Raw genomic sequence first — 20,981 nt, 5'->3', positions numbered from 1 at the left:
GGACTATTCTCCTACCTTTGTGCCGATTTCAATGTTTGCGCCCGCTCCACGCAAAAAGTCGAGAGCACTCATACGTTTTTTTCCTTCTGGTTGCAATTCCGTAATTTTTACCGCACCGTCGCCGCAGGCTACGATCAAGCCATCCTCTTCACGCGCAACGATGGTTCCTGGCTCGTTTCCTGCTGCCTTTCCTGCTAGCTTTTCCACCCACCATAGTTTCCAGACCTTGCCTTGGTAAGACGTAAAAGCAACCGGCCAAGGATTCAAGCCGCGGACCTGGTTATAAATTTGCTCCGCTGTACGCGTCCAGTCAATGCGCTCGTCTGTGCGCTTGATATTGGGAGCAAATGTAGCTTCCTCATGGTTTTGTGGCTGTGCCTCGATCGAACCTGCGAAAAGCTGCGGAATCGTCTCCATCAAGAGGGCAGAGCCTGCAGCAGCCAGCTTGTCATGCAAAAGACCAACTGTATCCCGTTCCTCTATCGGAACGACGACCTTGGATAGCATGTCCCCTGCATCAAGAGCTTCCACCATGTACATAATGGTGACTCCAGATTCCTTTTCGCCTTCTACGATCGATTTATGGATAGGAGCGCCTCCACGGTATTTCGGAAGCAAGGAAGCATGGACGTTGATGCAGCCGTGTTGTGGTGCGTCCAGCAAGCGCTTAGGCAGGATTTGTCCATAGGCTGCTGTCACGATTAAATCAGGAGAGAGTGCCAACACTTCTTCCAGCGCCTCTTCCACTTTAATTTTTTCTGGCTGCAATACAGGAAGTCCATGACGCAAAGCCGCCTCCTTGACGGGGGGCGGCGTCAACACTTGCTTGCGTCCTACGGGACGATCTGGTTGGGTTACGACTCCGATCACATTGTATCCAGCTTCCAGCAGGGCTTCCAGGCTTGCTACCGCAAAATCAGGGGTTCCCATAAACAATATGCGAGCATCTTTCAAATGATTTATTCCCCTTCCTCGTCCGGGCTGATTTGATACACTTTGTCAGCGACATCGATGAACAATACGCCGTTCAAGTGATCAATCTCGTGCTGGGAGCAACGGGACAGCAAATCATCTGCTTCCAATTCAATTTCATTACCAAAGCGATCCTGCCCACGCAGTTTAATCCACTTGTGGCGGCGTACATCCCCACGCAGGCCAGGGATGCTAAGGCACCCTTCCGGATAATCGAATTGTTCGCCTTTATGCTCCACGATTTCCGGATTTACGATTTCGATAAGTCCCTCGCCACAATCCATCACGATTACACGCTTGGAAATACCGACCTGTGGTGCAGCGAGTCCCACTCCATCTGCGTCGTACATCGTATCTGCCATATCATCGAGCAGCTTGTGCAGGTTAGAGTTGAACTTCGTTACAACCATCGCTTTTTCTCGCAGGATGGCGTCAGGATGTTTAACAATTGTGCGAATAGCCATGTGATTCATATCCTCCCTAAAGCAGTACATACGGATCAACATCTATGGTCATCAGTACTTTCTGCTGTTTGTTCCATTCTTCAAATGCTGCTGTTGCCTGAGAAAGCAATTCAGCCAAATGCGGCTCATCCCGATATTTTAGCATGATCTGAAAGCGAAATCTATCCTTCACGCGAGCAATGGGCGATGCTACAGGTCCGAGCAGGATCGTCGTTTGGGCCAAACGCTGTCGCAAATAATCAGCCATTGTATGCGCACCGCGAATGACAACCGGGACATCCTCATGGCTAAAGGTGATTAACACCAAGCGGAAATAAGGTGGATACCCAGTGCGCCGGCGCTGTAGCATTTCATCGTGATAGAAGGAAGGATAGTCATGCTTGGTCGCATGCATGATGCTATAGTGCTCCGGAGTATAGGTCTGGATGACTACATCTCCTGCCAGTTCATGACGTCCCGCACGTCCGCCTACTTGCGTCAGCAGCTGGAATGTTTTTTCCGCAGCCCGAAAATCCGGCAGATGCAAGGACGTATCGGCAGCAATAATTCCAGCCAGCGTCACGCGTGGAAAATCAAGTCCTTTTGCAATCATTTGCGTACCGAGCAGCACGTCACCTTGACCCGAACGGAACTTATTCAACAGCTCTTCATGCGACCCTTTGCGAGAGGTTGTGTCGACATCCATCCGAATGACGCGAATTCCTGGAAACAACTTCGCCAGCTCCATCTCCACCTTTTGCGTTCCTGTACCAAAAAAGCGAATATGCTCACTTTGACACTCAGGACAATGGGCAGGCTGAGCAATCGTATATCCGCAATAATGACAACGTGCCGTATGATTCGTTTTATGGTAGGTGAGCGAGATATCGCAATGTATGCAACGCATCGTGTACCCGCAGGAGCGGCACATCACGAACGTAGAAAAGCCGCGCCGATTGAGAAAGATTACCATCTGCTCTTCTTTTCGCAAACGATCTTCAATCATTTCGTGCAGCTTGCGGCTAAACATCGAGCGATTCTGCGCTTGCAGCTCCTCGCGCATATCGACGACATGCACCTCTGGCATCGGCCGATTCCCTACGCGGTCAGGCATTTGCAGCAGCGTGTATCTTCCTCGCGTCGCCAGCGCGTATGTCTCCAAAGCAGGGGTCGCACTTCCCATCAACAGGACTGCGTCATTTTCCTTTGCTCGCCATATCGCCACTTCCCGCGCGTGATAACGGGGGGTCTCTTCTTGTTTATACGAGCTTTCGTGCTCTTCATCAATGACGATCAGACCCACATTTTGAAACGGGGCAAAAATAGCTGAACGTGCACCGACTACGACCTTTACTTGCTTGCGAATGATTTTACGCCATTCGTCAAAGCGTTCACCAGAAGACAAGGCACTGTGCAAAACAGCTACGTCTGCACCAAAACGACCCTTGAATCGCTCCACCATCTGAGGCGTCAGCGAGATTTCCGGTACGAGAAAGATTGCCTCGCGTCCTTTTGCCAAGGTTTGCTCGATCGCCTCTAGATAGACCTCCGTCTTGCCACTGCCAGTCACTCCATGGAGCAAATAAGAGGCGTACGTATGGGATTGAACAGATTGCAAAATGGGTGTCAGTACTTCTTGCTGCAACGAAGTGAACTCTGGCTTCGCTTTTTCAGAGAATCTCCTATTGGCATACGGATCACGATACACCTCGACCTGCTCGATGGCGATCCAGCCTTTGGCTTCAAGACTTTTCAACGGGGAACGGCTGATCCCATGCTCATCTCGCATCATCTGAACAGAAAAGGAATGCCCCTCATGTTCGGCAAAAAGCTGAAGGACCCGGCGCATTTGTTCAGCACGTGCAGGCAAAGAAGCAATCGCTTCCTCAAGCTGCGGTTTCTCCAGCAAGCTTTTCACGAAGGACTGCTGCTTGCGAGTAATCCGGTCGGTCACCTGGTATTCCGTTGCCAAAAGACCGCTGCCAATCCAGCCGGGCACGAGCATATACTCATCCGGAAACTGTTTTTCTACCTCTGCAAGCGGCAGATGCCGTTTACGATGAAGCTCCCACAGCAGTCCTGACTTTCCACATGTCTCTTCATTTAGTGCCTCGGTTGCCGTGAGCCACTTCTCCGATTTGCCTTTGAGTACGGCTGGAATCATGGCTTGTACGGCTGTGACCCAAGGACATAAATACTGCTTAGACATCCATTCACTCATTTTCAGCAGTTCAGCAGTGAGTGGCGGCGTATCATCGAGCACCTGCTCCACGTCTTTTAGGCGCGAGTTTTCTACCTGATCAACCGTTTGCTCCAAGATGCTGATAACATAGCCCTGAAGCTTGCGTGGACCGAATGGAACAATGACTCGGCTCCCTACATGAATGATCGGGGTCAGCCAGTCCGGAACGCGATAGTCAAAGGGCCGATTCGTCCGATTAACTGGCACGTCCACAATGATTTGGGCGATCATGACAGCTCCGATAGCGCACGCTGCGAAAGCTTCACTAAAACGGTATCCAAAATTTTCTCGGCCACAGCTCGCTTGCTTAGTTTATCCAGTGCCAACTGCTCCCCTGCGCGAGTCATAATCGTAACCACATTCGTATCGCTGCCCATACCTGCACCCTCAGTCAGCACGTTGTTGGCTACGATCATATCGAGGTTCTTTCGCTCAATTTTGGACTGCGCGTGCTTTAAAACATCCTGCGTTTCGGCAGCAAAACCGACCACAAATTGTTTGGTCTTGCGCTCCCCGACCGTCTTTAAAATATCTGGCGCTTTGTCCAGCTCTAAAACGAGTGGTCCGTCGCCTTTTTTCATTTTATGCTCTTGGACTGTTTTCGGACGATAATCCGATACAGCCGCAGATTTAATCACAATATCACTCTCGGGCAAATGCTGCATGACAGCATCAAACATTTCCTGCACGGATTCCACAGCGACGAACTCAACTCCAGCAGGACGCTCCAACGAGGTTGGACCACTTACGAGCGTCACCTTCGCTCCTCTATCCCGTGCCGCTTCTGCGATGGCATAGCCCATCTTGCCGGAAGCATGGTTTGTAATGTAGCGGATCGGATCGATTTTTTCACGTGTCGGACCGGCTGTTACCAAGACATGCTTCCCTGCCAAATCCTGCGTTTGCTCAGGTACTTGCTTTTTCTCGAAAAAGGCAACAACTGCTTCGACGATTTCCTCTGGCTCCGCCAAACGCCCTTTGCCAATCCACCCACATGCCAGGAGTCCTACACCGGGCTCGACGAACTGATAGCCATAGTCTATAAGCTTGTCCATGTTGGCAGCTACAGCTGGGTGCCCATACATGTTTACATTCATGGCAGGAGCAACCATGACCGGTGCCTTTGTCGCCAGGATCGTCGTCGTCAGCATGTCATCCGCAATTCCGTTCGCCATTTTCCCAATGATATTTGCTGTTGCCGGAGCGACCAACACGAGATCAGCCTTGTCCGCAAGCTCGATATGACTGATCACATGCGGGTCCGGCTCGGTAAATGTATCTGTATATACAGGCAGATGTGATAATGCCTGAAACGTCAATGGTTGTACAAATTGCATGGCACTTTGCGTCAAAATAACATGCACAAGAGCACCAGCCTGAGTCAGTTTGCTAGTGAGCGCCGCTGCCTTGTACGCAGCAATCCCCCCCGAAACCCCCAGTACGATTCGTTTTCCAGCAAGCGAGTGCATCCCTAAAACTCCCCTCTCTCCATATCGGAAAAAAACAACCTGCTTGGAGGTTGTTTTTGGGTGGAAATCCTTATTTGCGTCCGTCTAGAAATTCGTGCACGAGTTCATCGGAGATAAACTCTTCAAGAGAAAGCCCTACAAATTTTTTGGATTTTGGTCTCACTACCTGGACTTCACTGTTCTCACGCAATTGTCTTGCTCTCTTGGATGCGATTGTCACCAGGATGTATTTGCTTTCCGCTTTTTCTGTCAACTCATCGATAGATGGGTACAACATAATTTATTCAACCTCCTTCAGCCATTTACGATACTTGTGAACCTGACGTTCTTTTTTCAAATGCTCCGCGGTGATAATCGCCTGAATGCGGTCACAAGCTGACTCTATGACGTCATTCACTACAACGTAATCGTAATGATCCATCAGCTCGATCTCTGCACGCGCCACTTCCATGCGCTTGGCGATAATCTCTTCCGTCTCCGTTCCGCGGCCAATAATTCTGTTTTCCAGCTCGTGGAGGTCAGGCGGGGCAAGAAACAGGAATGTGCCCTGCGGAAAGCTTTCCTTTACCTGCAATGCGCCCTGAACTTCGATCTCTAGTATAACATCTTTACCCTCATCCAGCATTTCATCCACAAATTGGCGAGGAGTTCCGTAAAAATTGCCTACATATTCAGCCCACTCTAACAGAGCGTCCTCTTCGATCATTTGTTTAAACTGTTCTTTTGATTTAAAAAAGTAGTTGACTCCCTCTACTTCTCCTGGACGTGGCGAACGCGTGGTTGCTGAAACAGAATACACAAGATCAGGCATTTTTTCTCGAAGCGCCTTGCATACTGTCCCCTTTCCCACTCCGGCAGGTCCGGAAAGAACTAAAAGAAGACCACGATCAACCATGCTCATTATTTACACTCCTACTTTATTCGTCCGATTCGTCATCCTTTGTAGTCAGGCGCTGTGCTACCGTCTCTGGTTGTACAGCCGACAAAATGACGTGATCGCTATCTGTAATAATAACGGCCCGTGTCCGTCTCCCGTAGGTTGCGTCAACTAGCATGTTACGGTCACGCGCTTCCTGAATAATCCGTTTGATAGGAGCTGACTCCGGACTTACAATAGAAATAATGCGGTTGGCGTTTACAATATTGCCAAATCCGATATTGATTAGCTTGATTGCCATGACGGCCCAGCCCATCCTTTCATCCTACTCAACGTTCTGTACTTGCTCTTTCATCTTCTCCAGCTCACTCTTGATCTCAACTGCTAGATGCTGGATGCGCAAATGATTCGCCTTGGATGCGATTGTATTTGCCTCCCGATTCATTTCCTGCAGCAAAAAGTCCAGTTTCCGTCCGACCGCTTCGTCCTTTTCAAGCTGCTCCATGAATTGATGACAATGGCTTTTTAAGCGGGTAATTTCTTCGCTGATATCACTTTTGTCTGCGAAAAAGGCAACCTCCTGGGCTAAGCGCCCCATGTCCAATTCGAACGGAGCTTGATTGGCCCAGTCGTTCAAGCGTTGATGCAGACGGCTGTGGTACTCCTCTACACCGAGTGGAGCTAGTGCCTGAATTTCCTGGTTCCACACACACACTTGTGCAAGGCGTTTTGTCAGGTCGGCATAAAGCTGTTTCCCCTCTGCCATTTTCATGGAGAGCAAATCTTGTGCTGCTGCTTGGACTTGGGAAAGCAACCAATCGATTATTTCATCGCCATTTGCTTCTTCTAATTCCTTGGTATGTAACACTCCTGGGAAGAGTAACACGTCTTTTGCTGTCAGGACTGTCTCCAGCGAAAATCGCTGGTCGATTTCACGTGTCAGCGAAACAAACTGCTCTGCCACATCCCAATTGATGGAAGCGGCTGAAGAGGCTTGAATCGATTCCACAGAAACGGTTACTTCGAGACGACCGCGTCGGACAAACTGAGCGACCAGCTTTCGTACAGGGTCCTCCAGCATACTCCAGGCTTTTGGGAGGCGAACAAGGATCTCGGAAAACCGATGATTAACAGCCCGAATCTCGACTGTCAATCGTGTGGAGCCTTTTACTTCATCTATTCTTCCATAACCTGTCATGCTTCGAATCACAATTTTTCACTTCCACAGGCGTAAAATCGTTAATTAATTATAGGAGACAAGTCTTGGCAGTGTCAACCGAAGCCGTATCCGGACAACAAGATTCCTCCTTGCTTATGCTTTATGCTACACTGTGACTGGCAACGATTCTGATATTATTTCGCTTTTCGATGTATTCTTCTTTAGATTGAGGTGACCTATTGTGGCTTTTGATGGCGTAGTAACCCGTGCTGTAGCCCGGGAGTTACATAAGCTGGTGGGTGGACGAATTTCCAAAATCCATCAACCCCACCACAGTGATATTGTGATGCAAGTACGAACACAAGGAGAAACAGTGAAATTGCTGCTCTCCGCAAATCCTACCTACCCTCGTCTCCACATCACAACAGAGGAGTTCTCCAATCCATTGGAGGCACCTATGTTTTGCATGCTGTTGCGCAAGCATTGTGAAGGTGGAATGATTGAATCGATTTCACAAGTGGATATGGAGAGAATTATCCATATCGATGTACGTACGCGGGATGAGCTCGGTGATACAGCAGTCAGACGTATTATTATCGAAATCATGGGCAAGCACAGCAACATTATATTAATTGACCCGGCGACTGGAATCATTCTGGATAGTGCCATGCATGTCACGCTTGCCATTAGCCAGTATCGACAAGTAACACCAGGGCGTCCCTATGTATCTCCTCCCAGCCAGGACAAAAGTGATCCACTTGCTGCGAGTCAGCAGGATTTCATTTCCTCAATTGACTGGAATAGTGGCCGACTGGACAAGCAGATAGTCGATGCCTATACAGGAATCAGCCCTCTCCTCGCCAAAGAAATTCTTCATCGAGCCGGTCTGGCCAATCGCGAGACGCTGTGGGCAGCCTTTTCAGAGGTCATGGATGCATTCAAACAGCAAGTTTATGTACCGAACATCGTTGAAACGAAGGACAAGGCTTATTTTCATGTCGTGGAGCTGACCCATCTTCAAGCAGAGTCCACCACGCCTTTCCCAACCACGCAAGCACTTCTCCAGGCCTACTATGAAGGAAAAGCACTCCGCGATACGGTCAAGCAGCGAGCATATGACCTGATCCGTTTTGTCACTGGGGAACGCAACAAAAATGAGAAAAAGATTGAAAAACTGAAACAGACGCTGCAATACGCGCATGATGCCGAATTATTTCGCCTGTATGGTGAGCTGATTACAGCAAATATGCATCAGATGAAGCGCGGTGACAAAGAGCTTGTGACAGTCAACTGGTATGACGAGACAGGCGGTACCGTAACCATTCCGCTAGATCCATTAAAAACACCGTCGGAAAATCTTCAGTCGTACTACAAGCGTTACAACAAAGCTAAAAACAGTCTGCAAGTCGTTGGAGAACAAATTGAGCAGGCGAAAATGGAAATTTTGTATTTGGATGGCCTACTGGTTCAGCTCGCCCACGCCAGCCTAAAAGAAGCCGAAGAAATTCGCGAGGAGCTCATCGAGCAGGGCTATGTACGTGACCGTAAAAAACGCGGCCCGCGCAAGAAAAAAGAGACCAGACCAGAGCTGGAGGTTTATTTTTCAAATGATGGTACCGAAATTCTCGTCGGAAAAAATAATAAGCAGAACGAGTATCTAACCAACAAGCTCGCTTCCGCTCACGACACATGGCTCCATACAAAAGACATTCCCGGGTCACACGTCGTCATCCGCGCCCGAGAATTTACCGAAGAAACATTGCTCGAAGCAGCTACGCTTGCTGCTTACTTCAGCCGTGCCAAACAAGGCAGTCAGATTCCTGTCGACTACACGCTGATCAAGCATGTAAAAAAACCAAGTGGTGCAAAGCCCGGTTATGTCATATATGAGCAGCAGCGCACACTGTTTGTCACCCCTGAGGAAGGTCTCATTCGCCAGCTGAAATTGAATACGCCATCCACGCATAGCGAAACTACCTAAGTTCATACTAAGAGCATGAAAGGGGGTGTCCGTTCCTTGCACATCTTACTCAAGCTCTTAGTGAATGGAATCATAGCGGTTCCGGGGCTTTTGTGGTCTGGAACGTCTTTTGCGTTTGCCTTGCTGACAAGCATCATCGGCAGCTTGCTCGCTTACGCATTGGTTGATGCCTTTATCCTGCCGAGAACGAACAATACATTTGCTAGCACAGCTGATTTCTTGTTCGTGTTTGCATTCTTTTGGGCTAGCTGCTCTGCTTTTGCCCAGTCCTATGTATTATCTGGCTTGTTGTTGACGGCGTTCGTCATTACAGTGGTTGAATACTTTTACCACAGCTACCTGCAGCATCGTGGGGTGCATCACTCCAAGCATCCGGGTTAATGATCAATTTTCTATTTTGGAAGGGGGATCAGGATGAACGTCATCGGCATCATCCAGACCGATTTAAATGAATTCAGCGTGTTGTTCGACCAAGATCAGGGCGGTAACCAGGGAGGACAAGGAAGCAATGGTGGGCAAAGTCAGAATCAAAGCCAGAGTCAAGGCGGACAAGATTCTGCGGACAGCGACTCCATGTTTCTCAGCTTTTTAGATGAGCAGCCTAGCTCCAATGAGGGTACTAGTAACAGTGCCCAAGGCGGACAAGGCGGGCAGGGTGGCCAGCAAAACGGCCCGCAAGAAATGACGGTCCGCATCAAAGGAATTCCGGAAGGACAAAAAGCGAATTTCTTGCAAATGTATCAAATCATTCAGGACGCCAAGGATTCTCAAACGTTGGAGCAATCATTGACGATCGTAGGCCAGGGTGATCAGCAGGACAGCCCCGGCGGACGGGATGGCAAACAAAATCAGGGCCAGGGTCACGGTTCTGGAAATCAAAACTAATTACTCACCAGCCCCACAACAAAACCACCTGGAATGGCTCCAGGTGGTTTTGTCCGATGCTATAAGAAAACCTTTATCGATGCCTCCTCAAGGAAGAGCAACCGCTTTTAGCGGAAGGTTTCCATACGCTCCGGAATTCATAAGCGTAGCACTTATAAATTCCTATACGTTCAAAAAGGCATGAATCTATTGAATACAGCCAAGTCCCCGCTCTGCCGTTGACCTCATGTTTCTATAACCTGCGCTCACACAGGTGGGTGACCCTTTCGTGCTTCAGCCTTCCCATGCATCCATTTGGAGGTGGGCCTGACATCTACAGCGAATTTCCGTCTCCCGAAAAACACGTATAAGGTTAGAAACATTTACGGCCTATCGTACATCGCAGGATCTTGATATACATACTCTATCACAAAATTCATTCCTGCTCAACGGATAATCTTCCCGTTTTCGCAGATGCACCAGGAATTACGCCCAGCTTCACCAGACGCTGTAAACCGTCTTCTGACAGGTTTAGCTTCCGTTTTAACAGCTCATGTGTATGATCAGTAAACCATGGAGGTGATTTGCGATCTCCCTCCGTATGAGTCTGCTTTTGCCTCGCCAGACGCAATTCCTTTTTCTCCACGAGAGGCAGGGTATACGCAATTTCACGACTCGTTACATACGAGCTGTCCGCCCATCTATCCAGCTCTTCCACTGCTGTCAGGCAGCAGTCGACCTCGATTCCAAGCTCGCTCCACTCCGCTTGGGTTCGTGATAAGAACAACGCTTTCATTTCCTCATAAATCTCAGGCTGTTGAATGATTGTCGCCAAATGGTGCAGCTCCCAGTCTTCTCGACCGACTGCCCGGCAGAAATTGAGCCAAAATTTCTCTTCGAGGGCAGCAAGAGCTACGTAGTGTCCGTCCGAGGTTTCGAATACGTGATAGGCTAACCTTCCCTGCCTATTGGATTGATCCCAAACCATTTCTTTATATTTAGAAAAGATCGCGAACAGGCCCATCCAGGATGAAAAAAGATCAGCGGATGCGACGTCGAGGTAGGCCCCTCGCCCAGTCCGTAATCGCTGTACGAGTGCCGCACATATTTGTTCACTCGCATATAGCCCGAGAGCGAAATCGGTTATCGGCGCATCTGTGATGACAGGAACGCCAGCTACGTCTCTTATCGTGGAAAGAAAGCCGCTGACTGCTTGAACATTCAGGTCCTGTCCTCCTAGCTGAGAAAGCTCACCACTCTGTCCATAACCGGTAACCGAGCAATAAATAAGCGCAGGATGGACAGCCCATAAGCTGTCATAATCAAGCCCCAGATGTCGTAAGACTCCAGGGCGAAAGCTCTCTACGACGACATCAGCCTGTTTGGCCAAAGCAAATGCGAGGGCTTTCCCTTCGTCCGTCCGTAAATTCAAGGATATGCTTTTATGATTCCGATGCGAGCGCAGGTAAAATCCTTCCTGTCCTTTGGCCTCTCTATTCGTGGTATCGACAGATCTTCCCTGGTCATAGTCAGGATAAGTCTCTACCTCAATGACCTCCGCCCCTAAATCAGCGAGCCTCATCGTGCAAATAGGCCCAGGAAGCTGGCGTGAAAAATCGACGACCGTAACACCCGTGAGCATGCCAGGACACCCCTTTTCACCGATTTACCCTACTCCTTCGTATTTCGAGATCTATGAGGTTGCTTCCTCCTTTTCTGCAAGAACATTCAAACAAATTAAAACCATTCCTGGATGGAATGGTTGGTTGTCAGTCGTGCTTATTTACTTAATAAAACGGAAAATCAGTGGATACTGAAATACTTTCCCCTCATTCGTTTTCACTGCTGCCATGACGACCAAAATAATCCAAAATAAGAACAAGGCGATCAACAGTAATGCGCCGATAAAAATAACGAGTAAAAGACTTGAAATCGCCGCGTAAATCGTAACGGAGATGTTAAAGTTCAGTGCTTCTTTTCCATGTGCGTCAAAAAAGGCCCCTTCCTCACGTTTTACTAGCCAGATAATCAGCGGACCGAGCACATTACCAAGCGGAATGATGAATCCGATGAGGGCTGACAAATGTACGATTACAGCCCACATGCGCTCCTCTTTTCCAGACAGATAACTCATTATGATTCCTCCTATAATCTGATTATTTTTAGTGTACGACGAAATTGCAGCAAAGTTGCGAAAAAACGAAAAAAGCGCCCCGAAAGGCGCTTTTTCGCTATTAATATTTGCCACCCATAGAAGACCCACCGTAACCACCCATAGAGGACCCGCCGTAGCCGTAACCGTGGTCATATCCTCCATGACCATGACCATAACCGTGTCCATGACCATGACCGCAGCTTCCGTGACCACTCTTGCACTCCATTTTGTAGTATGGCTTATAGTAGCAATGCTTTTGGTAATATTTCTTCTTGCAGCACTTCTTGTAGTAGCATTTGCAATGTGACTTTCTGCATCCGCAACCCATTGAACCTCACCCCCTCTTGATCGGTACATCTACAAGGTATGTAGGTGATGGTTCATTGGCACGGGGCACTTGTCTATTCTGGTGGGAAAATCAGCGTCTGTCACGGTTTTTCCAGCATGAAGCTTATCCACTTACGAAATACTAAGCTCGATATAACAAAGCTTGAAGGAGGAATCCTTTTGGGAGAACACAGCCGTTTTCACGAAGGTCAAAAATCTCCAAAAAACGCTGTATACATGGAAATCGGTGAGTCAGGAGCAGGGGTACAGGACCCAATGATCATCGAGCTTGCCAAGGGAGAAAAGTTCCCGGCGACCCGCAATAAAAACCGGGTTTGGACACAAAAGTAGTTGAATAGCAAAGAACCAACCTTTCGTACCTTCACGAGGGTTGGTTCTTTTTATTACTGATCATTTTCATCCTCTTCGTCATCTTCGTCCTCGAAGTCTTCCTCATCTCCGCTAACGTAGATAATCGTAACCCCGAGGCTTTCCAACAGCTGGATGACTTCCCGGTTTAATTCCCGATCCATCAAAAGCCCCAGGCTTTCTACAAGCTCCAGCTCCTCCAAATCACCCTTCTCTGCGTCCTCGATCAGCTCTATAATTTCTGTCATTCGCTTTTTTTCCAATACTGCCATCAGTTCTTCTCTCGTCATAAATAGTTTCGCACCTCATTTTCTCATCTCTTTGCTTTATAATAGTATATAACCTGACAGTTGAAAACCAAGCAATGAGGTGACCACATGTATCCACAACCATACCTGGACTATTTGGTTCAGTTTCATGTTGAACGCGATTATTTTGAATGTCACGAAATTCTTGAAGAATATTGGAAAAGCGCTCCTCCAAACGAACGCAAGCCTGTTTGGGTGGGGTTGATTCAAATTGCTGTAGGGCTTTATCACCAAAGACGCGGGAACCATAACGGAGCGATCAAAATGCTCACGAGTGCGCTCGCTCTTGTGAATGAGCATCAAAGCGATATTCGTCAGCTCGGCTTGGATAGCGCTGTTTTAAATGAGCAGCTCGTTCGACGGCTTGAGGAGCTGAAGCAAGGCAAGGCCTATCACAGCCTGTCTTTGCCTATTGCAGATAGCCGCTTGCAGCAAGCGTATGACGAAGCCTGCCTGCGCCGCAACTCGCCAAAAGACACCGCGAGCAACATGGAGGATTTCTATTTACTAAACAAGCATACATTGCGTGATCGCAGCGATGTCTTTGCCGAAAGAAGCCGTCAGCTGCAAATTCGAGAGGAACGCCGAAAAAGCCAAGCCGACTAGTCGGTGTATGGCAATAAGTATGCTGGTGGAAGTGTTTCGCACAGAAAGTAGTGGTCGTTAACCTGATAAAAAGGAACGCCTGCTTCATGTGCCTCCTGTGCTTTCACGCTCAGAAGGGACAACGCGTCCACTGGCATACCGATATCTTTGGGGCTTCTTGCTAACTGAACAAACTCACTCGCGATGGGTAACAAGCCAGCAGAAAGCACTTGCGGTATTAATTTGCGGTGGGTTCCGTAATAAAGCAGCTCAGGAGGAGCCATCTCTGTCAGTCTGCCACGGCTTATCGCTGGCAGAAATCCATAAGTTACTCGTATTAAAGCGCCACCGTCCCACTCGATTTGTTTTCCGGGGTCATTTTCTACGACCTGCCATAAATCGGAGCGACTCACCAGCGCACAGCCCTTTAATGTTCGCAGGTAGGCAAGCATTGGCCCCACAGGTGTATATCCGTATGTATCAAAATAAAGCTGAACGTGCTCATTATTTTGCCGAAGAATACTGAGTAATCGTTTACGCAAGCGCAGCTCTTCCTCGTGCACAGCCATAGCCCCTTTCCTTTTCCCCTACAGCACCAACAGCACCACTCAATAAATCCACAAGAGTACAGCCACCACAAGCCCTAAATCCGCAAAAATATGACTAAACCACGTCGAGTAAATTGCAGGAAACAAGCCTTTCATCCAGCCCCAAATCATTCCTGCACCAAAGACTAGGAAGGTAATCATTAGCCCTATCTTTAGTCCAAACATCACCGTTGCCACAATCAAGTGATAAAGCGTATAAAAAAAGCTGGATAAAATAATGGCCATCGCTTGTGACAATGACCGCCGTATCCGTTGCAAAACGAAGCCACGCCAAAACAATTCCTCCAGCAGCGAGTTCACAAAGACTAAATAAAAGCTGAACAGCCATATCCATCGATCATTGAGATCCCAATCCACTAGGATTCGCCGGATGTTATCGGATCTGCCCTCCGTTTGTAGAAGAAGCCAAGCGCCTGCAAGCACTCCAATGATTAAAAACAAGCCCAAAGCAAGTCCGTAAAATGCCCCGCGCTTGTCAAACTGGCCCCATGCATGACTCCAGCTTTCCCGCAGCGTCCCCTCCCACCAGCCATGCAGAAAAGGGATGCATAAACAAACTAGTAAATGAAACGACACAAACGTGACAAACAAACTGTGCCGCTCAATTAGTCCATAAAAAATCGATAAGGTGGCTGCGAAACCATAGCCAATCAGTAAAAGTAACGACCGTTTTCGCGTCATACGGATTAGCTCCCTCTTTTGCGTAATGGCCGCTTCGTATCGGTATAGGTTGTCCTTTATGAAAGCTGTGCATACCCACAAAGACAATAAATATACAATTTTGGATGGAGATGCTATACTGAGTGATACCTTTTGCTTAGCAAAAAAAATTTGATATGGAGTGGCTCTCATGTTGTGGCGAAACCGAACATTTCTCCTCTTAATGACCGGGGAGATCGTCGCAGGAGCGGGCATGTGGATTTCAATCATCGCCAATCTACAGTTCATGCAGAGCTTGATCCCATCCGAAACGGTAAAAGCACTGATTTTGATGAGCGGACTGGTTGTCAGCATCTTGCTTTCTCCCAAAGCTGGCGTCGTAATTGACATGTATGACAAAGGCAAAGTGATGATGCTTGCAAGCTTGGTACGATGCTTGAGTCCTGTTTTCATGTTCCCTGCTATTGCGTATGATTCTATCCTCTGGATGATCGTCTCCCTCATTTTCATGCAATGCTCCGCAGCCTTTTACTTTCCGACCGTGCAAGCATCCCTGCCTGCCATACTGGACAAAGACGAATTGCTCAAGGCAAACAGCGTCTATCTGAATATTTCTACCCTATCCCGTATCGGTGGAACCGCATTAGGTGGTGTGCTCGTCGTCTCGATGAATTTGCAAATGCTCTACGTATGCTCAATCATCGCCTACGCCGTTTTGGCAGTAGTAACCGTTTTTCTCCGAATTCCACAGGTAACATCCCGTAGACTCAAGGAAAAAGTCGAGTTTCGCGAGGTATTGACCATTACGAGAAAAGACCCTGCACTCATGGTCGGATTAATTAACAACGGCTTGATTACCCTCTTTTTAGGCGGTATCAATCTGATGATTTTAAACTTTAGCGAAATCCATCAGGAACCACAATTGATGGGCTGGATTTACGCTTTTGAGGGCGTCAGCATTCTGATCGGAAGCCTGCTCGCAAAGCGCTGGATCGGTCAAAACAATCTGGTTGCAGCCTCTACACTGATGCTTGTATTTTTTGCGATTTCCCAGTACGGGATGTCTGTGGCTGACAACAAGATGATGGTTCTTGGTTCGTTTGCCGTCTTTGGTTTTGTTGTCGCGTTCTTTTTCCCGGTGATTTCAACGATATTTCAAAAGAGACTGCCTGCACATCAGCAGGGACGATTCTTCTCTTTTAAAAGCATGTTAGATCGCAGCTTCTTCCTGGTTGCTCTGGGTATTACTGGCGCAGGTCTGGACTTACTAGGCGTCAGCGGTTACTTGCTGTTTATCGGTTCCCTTACCTTGATGTTTGCAGTCGTGACCTTCGTTTACAGCAAAAAGCACAAGCTCGATGTACGTGCCAATGACGAGGCAGCGGCATAATACTTTCCCCTATCCTTGGTTTGGTGTAAACTAAAGGAGGTAGTTCAAAGAGTTTAAAACTAATGGAGGGGTTCTTCCATGCAAATACTATCTTCAACCGCTTTGGGGGTATTAGTCCCCCTGTTGATGGCGACTGCAGTTATCTTTTTGAGAATGAAACGTCAGAAAAAACCGGTTTCTGCAAAAAGCATTATTCTCCCACCGTTTTTTATGGCGACAGGCTTTGCCATGTTTTTCTTGCCGGAAGCAGCGACGCCCCCCATGTATGATGTTGGCGCTTTTCTCGTCGGACTGGTCTTCTCCATTCCGCTAATCTTGACCTCTCGCTTTGAGATTATCGGTCAGGATGTTTATCTGAAGCGTTCGCGAGCGTTCTTTTTTATTTTGGCGGGATTGTTGGTGATTCGTCTGATCATCAAGCTGATCATCAACGACTCTTTTACACCCGTTCAAACAGGCGGTCTTTTCTTCCTGCTGGCATTCGGAATGCTAGTACCGTGGAGAATCGCTATGCTGTACATGTATCGCCAACTGACAAAGAAAACGTTTGGGACCTAAAAACAAAGAAAACGAGCAGTCCTCTTTTACTGAGGAACTGCTCGTTTTTTATTGTTTCGTACGAATATAGGTCGCTCCAAACAAATCATCGCTTCCCTCTGACTCACCGGTAAAGGAGGCGAAAAAAGGGTTCTGCCCGCGTGCTGCCAGCGCCTGTGATGCGAGCCCTTCTGTAACTGGCTGACAAAGCACTATGCGTTGCCCACTTAGCTCTAGCGCCTGGCATCGCGCTCCAAGACGCTCATCCACCCATATACCGCTCACCAGACAATCCAGCCACCGCTTCCACGTATTCACCGCATCCTCCAGATCAAGAACAGCATACCCTACACTTCGCAAGTCGGTTGCCTGATTCGGATGGGGCCGGGCGATTCCTCTTTTTCGCAAATCCGCTACACGTTCTTCATCACTTTGCTGCCATTCGATTAAAAAAGGTGGGCGTAGCTGACTCTTCGGATCTTCAAAAAACAGCATTCTCCAGCTCAAAAGCGAGCCGTCCTCTCGTTTGCGACTGCCAGCAACAGGACCGTGTACAATCAATTCCTTTTCTATAAGTTTCCGAGCCCACTCATCCATCTGCTGCGTCCGCAGTGCAATCTGCCCAAGACCCGCACCTAAATTACGGTCTCCGACAAGCTGGCGAATCAACGGATTATTTGATTGCCAAGCAAGCTCCTCCACCTCAATCGATAGAAACTCCACATAAGAAAGTCCGAAGTAACTAAGGCTATTCCACGTACCCCAAGCCTCGTGGCGACCACCGGCAACGGCATGAAAGCCTGCTTGATGGAACTTCTCCGTCGCTTCCGCAGGTGCTCGATCAAGAAAATGTACCAAATGATCAAATACGAGTCGCATATTGTTTGCCCCTTTTCGTATACAGCCTAGTGAATTGTCTCAAGAAGAAAAGCCTATCCACAAATGGTATAATAAGAAAACCTCTATCGAGGACTTTCAAATGTTCCAAAATCATGTTGTATTCGATAAATAGGGGGAGAAATGAATCAGACTAGAACAAACCGGGTAAGGTCTCGTCGCAAAAGGAGAAGAAGCAAGTGGATCCAGATGGGGCAGAACATGCTTGTTTTCAGTATGCTGGCCGTTATGGCAGCCGGCTTGTATTTCGCTGTAGATTCGTTTAAGAAAAACGGAAGCCCTACCGAGGATCCTGCTACCCAACCTGCGACAGATCATGCAGATCCACCGGAAGAGCCTACTGTAGCCTTGACATTTGTAGGGGATGTCATGATGTCTGGCAACGTTGAAAAACGATTGCTGGAAAAAGGCTTTGACTTCCCCTTTGCGCATGTTCGATCATTATTTTTGCAAGATGATTATACGATCGCCAATCTGGAGACACCGATAACATTGCGGGGCACGCCATCGGAAAACAAAGAATTTGTCTACAAGTCATCTCCAGAAGCGATTCCCGCCATGAAAGATGCTGGCATCGATGCGGTTAATTTGGCTAATAACCACTCCATGGACCAAGGAATCGAAGGGTTACTCGATACGTTCTCAGCATTGGATGCTCATCAGATTGCCTATGTCGGTGCAGGCAAAGACGCCAAAAGAGCGTACGCTCCCGTCTATGTAGAGAAAAAAGGCATCCGTATCGCCTTGTTTGGGTTTAGCCGCGTGATTCCGCAGGTAAGCTGGTACGCTGGTAAAGATCAGCCCGGCCTTGCTGCTACCTATGATCCGGCACTCGCAGTACAAGCGATTCAGGAAGCTAAGAAAGAGGCTGACCTGGTCATCGTCATCGCCCATTGGGGAAAGGAAAAAGTGGATTTTCCCGTCGATTATCAACAGGCATTGGCCCGCACCTATATTGATGCTGGAGCCGATCTGATCGTCGGGGGACACCCGCACGTCCTGCAAGGCTTTGAACAGTATCGCGGCAAATGGGTTGCCTACAGTATGGGTAATTTTATTTTCACTCGCGCTGTCGAACCAAAAACGTGGGACAGCATGGTGCTGCAAGCGAATTGTACAAAAACAGGTGATTGTCATCTGAAGATGCTGCCCTACTATGCTGAGCTGGGGCAAGCCGTACCGATGAATGATCACGACGGGGCCGCTTTATTGAGGCGCATCGAGTCGATTTCGGAAAATGTGCAAATCGAAAGTGACGGTACGGTTCATGCCAAATAAAAATAAGACCGCTGATTTTCTTCTCATTACGAAACTCTCCTCTTGCTGATTCGTATCACATAATAAGAAACAGGTAACCACACAAGGAGTGAGAGCGATGACAGGATTGATCATTACAGTAGCGGCGATCGGAATCTTTGTCCTCTCCGGTTATTTCCTGACCAAATGGGAAAAAGCAGTTTTTCCAGGCAACCAGCAAAATGGCAAGGATCAACAAGATCCAACTCATCAGAAATAAACAGGTGCAGGCAGCGAGCAGCTTTCATGACGAAAAAGCGCGTGCTGCCTGCACTGCTTTTTTCCACCCTGCATACAATTCCTCGCGTTCCGTTTGCGCCATCTGCGCGTCAAACGTCTGTTCTACTCTCCAGTTATCAGCAATTTCCTGCCGACTATTCCAAAAGCCAACCGCCAGCCCAGCGAGATAGGCGGCTCCTAAAGCAGTGGTCTCACTAACTTCTGAGCGCTCAACAGAGACACTGAGCAGATCACTTTGGAACTGCATGAGAAAATTATTTGTGACTGCTCCACCATCTACCCGCAATTTTTTTAACGGAAGACCTGCATCAGCTTCCATCGCAGTCAGTACATCCCGCGTCTGGTAAGCAAGAGATTCGAGCGTCGCACGAATAAAATGCTCTTTGCTCGTTCCACGTGTAAGACCAAATACCGCACCACGTACTTCGCTGTCCCAATACGGCGTTCCCAGCCCGACAAAAGCAGGCACGACATACACGCCTTGGGCAGAGGTGACTCGTGTCGCGTATTGTTCACTGTCTGCTGCCGATTTCAGCATCCGCATCCCGTCACGCAGCCACTGAATAGCTGATCCCGCCACAAATATGCTACCTTCGAGTGCGTACTCCACACGTCCGTCTAGCCCCCACGCAATTGTCGTCAATAAGCCATGCTGTGAGGAAACAGCTTTGGACCCTGTATTCATGAGCATAAAGCAACCTGTTCCGTATGTATTTTTCGCCATGCCTTCCTCAAAGCATGCTTGCCCAAACAATGCCGCTTGCTGGTCACCTGCCGCCCCGGCAATCGGTACCTCTGCACCAAAAAATAAATTCCGATCCGTGTAGGCATAGACTTCTGAGCTAGAGCAAACCTTTGGCAGCATCGCTTTGGGCACATCGAGCAGAGCAAGCAGCTCCTCGTCCCAGATCAGATCATGAATGTTAAAGAGCAATGTACGCGATGCATTGGTATAATCCGTCACATGTGCCACGCCACCAGACAGCTTCCAAATCAGCCAGGTGTCAATCGTGCCAAACAACAGCTCGCCCCGCTCCGCGCGCTCCCGTGCCCCTGGTACGTGATCCAGAATCCACTTGACCTTGGTTCCCGAAAAATAAGCATCGATTAATAGTCCTGTTTTGGCACGAACCCAGTCATTTTTCCCCTGCTGCTTCAGCTCTTCACAGATTTTGCTTGTTTGACGTGATTGCCAGACGATGGCATTGTATATCGGAACCCCGGTCTGTTTATCCCACACCAACGTAGTCTCGCGCTGGTTCGTGATTCCAATCGCTGCTACCTCGCTTGCAGAAATATTGTGGCTCGTCAGTACCTGCCCAATTACAGCAACCACAGATGACCAAATCTCAAGCCCATCATGCTCTACCCAGCCTGGCTTCGGGAAATGCTGGGTAAACTCTTTTTGGGCAACTCCCGCTATTTTCCCCTCGCGAGTAAAAAGCATGGCACGCGTGCTGGTCGTACCCTGATCGATAGCCAGCACGTAACGCTTTTCTGCAGGTGTCATCTGCTTCACCTCTCTTTCCTTGTCTATTCTGCCTAGAGCAGCAAGTTTTTTTCTTACTACCTATATTTGAGAAAAAGAAGTTGATCCCTCTT

General features: G+C 48.4%; 24 protein-coding genes and 1 other RNA gene. 9 read left to right on the top strand and 16 right to left on the bottom strand.

From position 1 onward, the window contains the following. Positions 1-3 precede the first annotated feature (3 nt). The 8 genes from fmt to SB752_RS11225 all read right to left on the bottom strand — a co-directional run bounded on the left by fmt (position 4) and on the right by SB752_RS11225 (position 7,213). Positions 4-954 (bottom strand): methionyl-tRNA formyltransferase, encoded by a 951-nt coding sequence (fmt, locus tag SB752_RS11260; protein ID WP_410715736.1) that lies wholly within the window; start codon positions 952-954, stop codon positions 4-6. A gap of 5 nt (positions 955-959) precedes the next feature. Then, positions 960-1,436 carry a peptide deformylase gene (def, locus tag SB752_RS11255; RefSeq protein ID WP_103107575.1) on the bottom strand — a complete coding sequence of 159 codons (477 nt, stop codon included), beginning with the start codon at positions 1,434-1,436 and terminating at the stop codon, positions 960-962. A 16-nt stretch (positions 1,437-1,452) separates the two neighbouring features. Then, positions 1,453-3,888, bottom strand: coding sequence for a primosomal protein N' (gene priA, locus SB752_RS11250; RefSeq protein ID WP_410715735.1), 2,436 nt, complete (start codon positions 3,886-3,888; stop codon positions 1,453-1,455). Then, positions 3,885-5,126, bottom strand: a complete 1,242-nt coding sequence (gene coaBC, locus SB752_RS11245; RefSeq protein ID WP_410715734.1) for a bifunctional phosphopantothenoylcysteine decarboxylase/phosphopantothenate--cysteine ligase CoaBC — start codon at positions 5,124-5,126, stop codon at positions 3,885-3,887. The genes priA and coaBC overlap by 4 nt, the downstream gene beginning before the upstream one ends. Positions 5,127-5,196: 70 nt before the next feature. Further along, complete coding sequence (gene rpoZ / locus SB752_RS11240) at positions 5,197-5,403, bottom strand: DNA-directed RNA polymerase subunit omega (RefSeq protein ID WP_410715733.1); 207 nt, start codon at positions 5,401-5,403, stop codon at positions 5,197-5,199. A 3-nt stretch (positions 5,404-5,406) separates the two neighbouring features. After that, on the bottom strand, positions 5,407-6,027 hold the full coding sequence (gene gmk, locus SB752_RS11235; protein ID WP_410715732.1) for a guanylate kinase: 621 nt from the start codon (positions 6,025-6,027) through the stop codon (positions 5,407-5,409). A 16-nt stretch (positions 6,028-6,043) separates the two neighbouring features. Then, the gene (gene remA, locus SB752_RS11230; RefSeq protein WP_015891999.1) at positions 6,044-6,304 is read right to left on the bottom strand and encodes an extracellular matrix/biofilm regulator RemA; all 261 of its coding nucleotides are present in this window, start codon (positions 6,302-6,304) and stop codon (positions 6,044-6,046) included. A 24-nt stretch (positions 6,305-6,328) separates the two neighbouring features. Further along, positions 6,329-7,213: a YicC/YloC family endoribonuclease gene (locus SB752_RS11225; RefSeq protein WP_410715731.1), complete on the bottom strand. Its 885-nt coding sequence runs from the start codon at positions 7,211-7,213 to the stop codon at positions 6,329-6,331. Between the two features lie 190 nt (positions 7,214-7,403). On the opposite strand from SB752_RS11225, the gene SB752_RS11220 reads away from it, so the two are divergent. The 3 genes from SB752_RS11220 to SB752_RS11210 are packed head-to-tail and all read left to right on the top strand — an operon-like array spanning position 7,404 to position 10,028. Further along, complete coding sequence (locus SB752_RS11220; protein ID WP_410715730.1) at positions 7,404-9,143, top strand: Rqc2 family fibronectin-binding protein; 1,740 nt, start codon at positions 7,404-7,406, stop codon at positions 9,141-9,143. Positions 9,144-9,179: 36 nt separating this feature from the next. After that, entirely contained in the window at positions 9,180-9,524 is a 345-nt protein-coding gene (locus tag SB752_RS11215; RefSeq protein WP_103107582.1) for a DUF2512 family protein, read from the top strand. Positions 9,525-9,557: 33 nt separating this feature from the next. After that, the gene (locus SB752_RS11210) at positions 9,558-10,028 is read left to right on the top strand and encodes a hypothetical protein (RefSeq protein WP_410715729.1); all 471 of its coding nucleotides are present in this window, start codon (positions 9,558-9,560) and stop codon (positions 10,026-10,028) included. Between the two features lie 200 nt (positions 10,029-10,228). Here SB752_RS11210 and ssrS read toward each other — a convergent pair. From ssrS to SB752_RS11195, 3 genes are all read right to left on the bottom strand, one after another. Further along, positions 10,229-10,419: non-coding RNA, 6S RNA (ssrS, locus tag SB752_RS11205), on the bottom strand. A gap of 24 nt (positions 10,420-10,443) precedes the next feature. Further along, complete coding sequence (locus tag SB752_RS11200; RefSeq protein ID WP_410715728.1) at positions 10,444-11,649, bottom strand: CaiB/BaiF CoA transferase family protein; 1,206 nt, start codon at positions 11,647-11,649, stop codon at positions 10,444-10,446. A gap of 141 nt (positions 11,650-11,790) precedes the next feature. Then, complete coding sequence (locus tag SB752_RS11195; protein WP_410715727.1) at positions 11,791-12,375, bottom strand: DUF4870 domain-containing protein; 585 nt, start codon at positions 12,373-12,375, stop codon at positions 11,791-11,793. A gap of 294 nt (positions 12,376-12,669) precedes the next feature. Here SB752_RS11195 and SB752_RS11190 point away from each other — a divergent pair, with 294 nt between their 5' ends. After that, complete coding sequence (locus SB752_RS11190; RefSeq protein ID WP_410715726.1) at positions 12,670-12,840, top strand: YjzC family protein; 171 nt, start codon at positions 12,670-12,672, stop codon at positions 12,838-12,840. A 53-nt stretch (positions 12,841-12,893) separates the two neighbouring features. On the opposite strand, the gene SB752_RS11185 is transcribed toward SB752_RS11190, so the two are convergent. Then, entirely contained in the window at positions 12,894-13,148 is a 255-nt protein-coding gene (locus tag SB752_RS11185; protein WP_410715725.1) for a hypothetical protein, read from the bottom strand. Between the two features lie 87 nt (positions 13,149-13,235). On the opposite strand from SB752_RS11185, the gene SB752_RS11180 reads away from it, so the two are divergent. Beyond that, on the top strand, positions 13,236-13,772 hold the full coding sequence (locus SB752_RS11180; RefSeq protein ID WP_410715724.1) for a DUF309 domain-containing protein: 537 nt from the start codon (positions 13,236-13,238) through the stop codon (positions 13,770-13,772). Here SB752_RS11180 and SB752_RS11175 read toward each other — a convergent pair. Continuing rightward, positions 13,769-14,320, bottom strand: coding sequence for an RNA 2'-phosphotransferase (locus SB752_RS11175; RefSeq protein WP_410715723.1), 552 nt, complete (start codon positions 14,318-14,320; stop codon positions 13,769-13,771). The two genes, SB752_RS11180 and SB752_RS11175, sit on opposite strands and share 4 nt — an antisense overlap. Positions 14,321-14,359: 39 nt before the next feature. Next, complete coding sequence (locus SB752_RS11170; RefSeq protein WP_410715722.1) at positions 14,360-15,040, bottom strand: CPBP family intramembrane glutamic endopeptidase; 681 nt, start codon at positions 15,038-15,040, stop codon at positions 14,360-14,362. 169 nt (positions 15,041-15,209) lie between these two features. Here SB752_RS11170 and SB752_RS11165 point away from each other — a divergent pair, with 169 nt between their 5' ends. Both SB752_RS11165 and SB752_RS11160 read left to right on the top strand, forming a co-directional pair. Then, positions 15,210-16,409 carry an MFS transporter gene (locus tag SB752_RS11165; protein WP_410715721.1) on the top strand — a complete coding sequence of 400 codons (1,200 nt, stop codon included), beginning with the start codon at positions 15,210-15,212 and terminating at the stop codon, positions 16,407-16,409. A 78-nt stretch (positions 16,410-16,487) separates the two neighbouring features. After that, positions 16,488-16,967: a CcdC family protein gene (locus tag SB752_RS11160; RefSeq protein WP_410715720.1), complete on the top strand. Its 480-nt coding sequence runs from the start codon at positions 16,488-16,490 to the stop codon at positions 16,965-16,967. 48 nt (positions 16,968-17,015) lie between these two features. Here SB752_RS11160 and SB752_RS11155 read toward each other — a convergent pair whose 3' ends face one another. Continuing rightward, positions 17,016-17,825: a VOC family protein gene (locus tag SB752_RS11155; RefSeq protein ID WP_410715719.1), complete on the bottom strand. Its 810-nt coding sequence runs from the start codon at positions 17,823-17,825 to the stop codon at positions 17,016-17,018. 141 nt (positions 17,826-17,966) lie between these two features. Between SB752_RS11155 and SB752_RS11150 the strand changes: the two genes are divergently transcribed. Together SB752_RS11150 and SB752_RS11145 are read left to right on the top strand one after the other, a co-directional pair. After that, complete coding sequence (locus SB752_RS11150; RefSeq protein WP_410715718.1) at positions 17,967-19,121, top strand: CapA family protein; 1,155 nt, start codon at positions 17,967-17,969, stop codon at positions 19,119-19,121. A gap of 97 nt (positions 19,122-19,218) precedes the next feature. After that, complete coding sequence (locus SB752_RS11145; RefSeq protein WP_164684821.1) at positions 19,219-19,359, top strand: hypothetical protein; 141 nt, start codon at positions 19,219-19,221, stop codon at positions 19,357-19,359. Positions 19,360-19,383: 24 nt separating this feature from the next. Here SB752_RS11145 and glpK read toward each other — a convergent pair whose 3' ends face one another. Beyond that, positions 19,384-20,889: a glycerol kinase GlpK gene (gene glpK, locus SB752_RS11140; protein ID WP_410715717.1), complete on the bottom strand. Its 1,506-nt coding sequence runs from the start codon at positions 20,887-20,889 to the stop codon at positions 19,384-19,386. Positions 20,890-20,981 lie beyond the last annotated feature (92 nt).

This window comes from Brevibacillus sp. SIMBA_040 (genome assembly GCF_046535075.1).
In the GTDB taxonomy this organism is placed as follows: domain Bacteria; phylum Bacillota; class Bacilli; order Brevibacillales; family Brevibacillaceae; genus Brevibacillus.
Note: the sequence above shows the minus strand (reverse complement) of the source record. Positions and strands in the feature narration are given on the sequence as shown.

Bases quoted from the DNA above. Each gene is read 5' to 3' on its own strand.
- SB752_RS11160 (WP_410715720.1), top strand. From the start codon at position 16,488: ATGCAAATACTATCTTCAACCGCTTTGGGGGTATTAGTCCCCCTGTTG.
- SB752_RS11155 (WP_410715719.1), bottom strand. From the start codon at position 17,825: ATGCGACTCGTATTTGATCATTTGGTACATTTTCTTGATCGAGCACCT.
- SB752_RS11170 (WP_410715722.1), bottom strand. From the start codon at position 15,040: ATGACGCGAAAACGGTCGTTACTTTTACTGATTGGCTATGGTTTCGCA.
- def (WP_103107575.1), bottom strand. From the start codon at position 1,436: ATGGCTATTCGCACAATTGTTAAACATCCTGACGCCATCCTGCGAGAA.
- SB752_RS11185 (WP_410715725.1), bottom strand. From the start codon at position 13,148: ATGACGAGAGAAGAACTGATGGCAGTATTGGAAAAAAAGCGAATGACA.
- SB752_RS11165 (WP_410715721.1), top strand. From the start codon at position 15,210: ATGTTGTGGCGAAACCGAACATTTCTCCTCTTAATGACCGGGGAGATC.
- SB752_RS11175 (WP_410715723.1), bottom strand. From the start codon at position 14,320: ATGGCTGTGCACGAGGAAGAGCTGCGCTTGCGTAAACGATTACTCAGT.
- glpK (WP_410715717.1), bottom strand. From the start codon at position 20,889: ATGACACCTGCAGAAAAGCGTTACGTGCTGGCTATCGATCAGGGTACG.
- SB752_RS11200 (WP_410715728.1), bottom strand. From the start codon at position 11,649: ATGCTCACGGGTGTTACGGTCGTCGATTTTTCACGCCAGCTTCCTGGG.
- SB752_RS11210 (WP_410715729.1), top strand. From the start codon at position 9,558: ATGAACGTCATCGGCATCATCCAGACCGATTTAAATGAATTCAGCGTG.
- SB752_RS11150 (WP_410715718.1), top strand. From the start codon at position 17,967: ATGAATCAGACTAGAACAAACCGGGTAAGGTCTCGTCGCAAAAGGAGA.
- gmk (WP_410715732.1), bottom strand. From the start codon at position 6,027: ATGAGCATGGTTGATCGTGGTCTTCTTTTAGTTCTTTCCGGACCTGCC.
- SB752_RS11145 (WP_164684821.1), top strand. From the start codon at position 19,219: ATGACAGGATTGATCATTACAGTAGCGGCGATCGGAATCTTTGTCCTC.
- priA (WP_410715735.1), bottom strand. From the start codon at position 3,888: ATGATCGCCCAAATCATTGTGGACGTGCCAGTTAATCGGACGAATCGG.
- SB752_RS11180 (WP_410715724.1), top strand. From the start codon at position 13,236: ATGTATCCACAACCATACCTGGACTATTTGGTTCAGTTTCATGTTGAA.
- remA (WP_015891999.1), bottom strand. From the start codon at position 6,304: ATGGCAATCAAGCTAATCAATATCGGATTTGGCAATATTGTAAACGCC.
- coaBC (WP_410715734.1), bottom strand. From the start codon at position 5,126: ATGCACTCGCTTGCTGGAAAACGAATCGTACTGGGGGTTTCGGGGGGG.
- rpoZ (WP_410715733.1), bottom strand. From the start codon at position 5,403: ATGTTGTACCCATCTATCGATGAGTTGACAGAAAAAGCGGAAAGCAAA.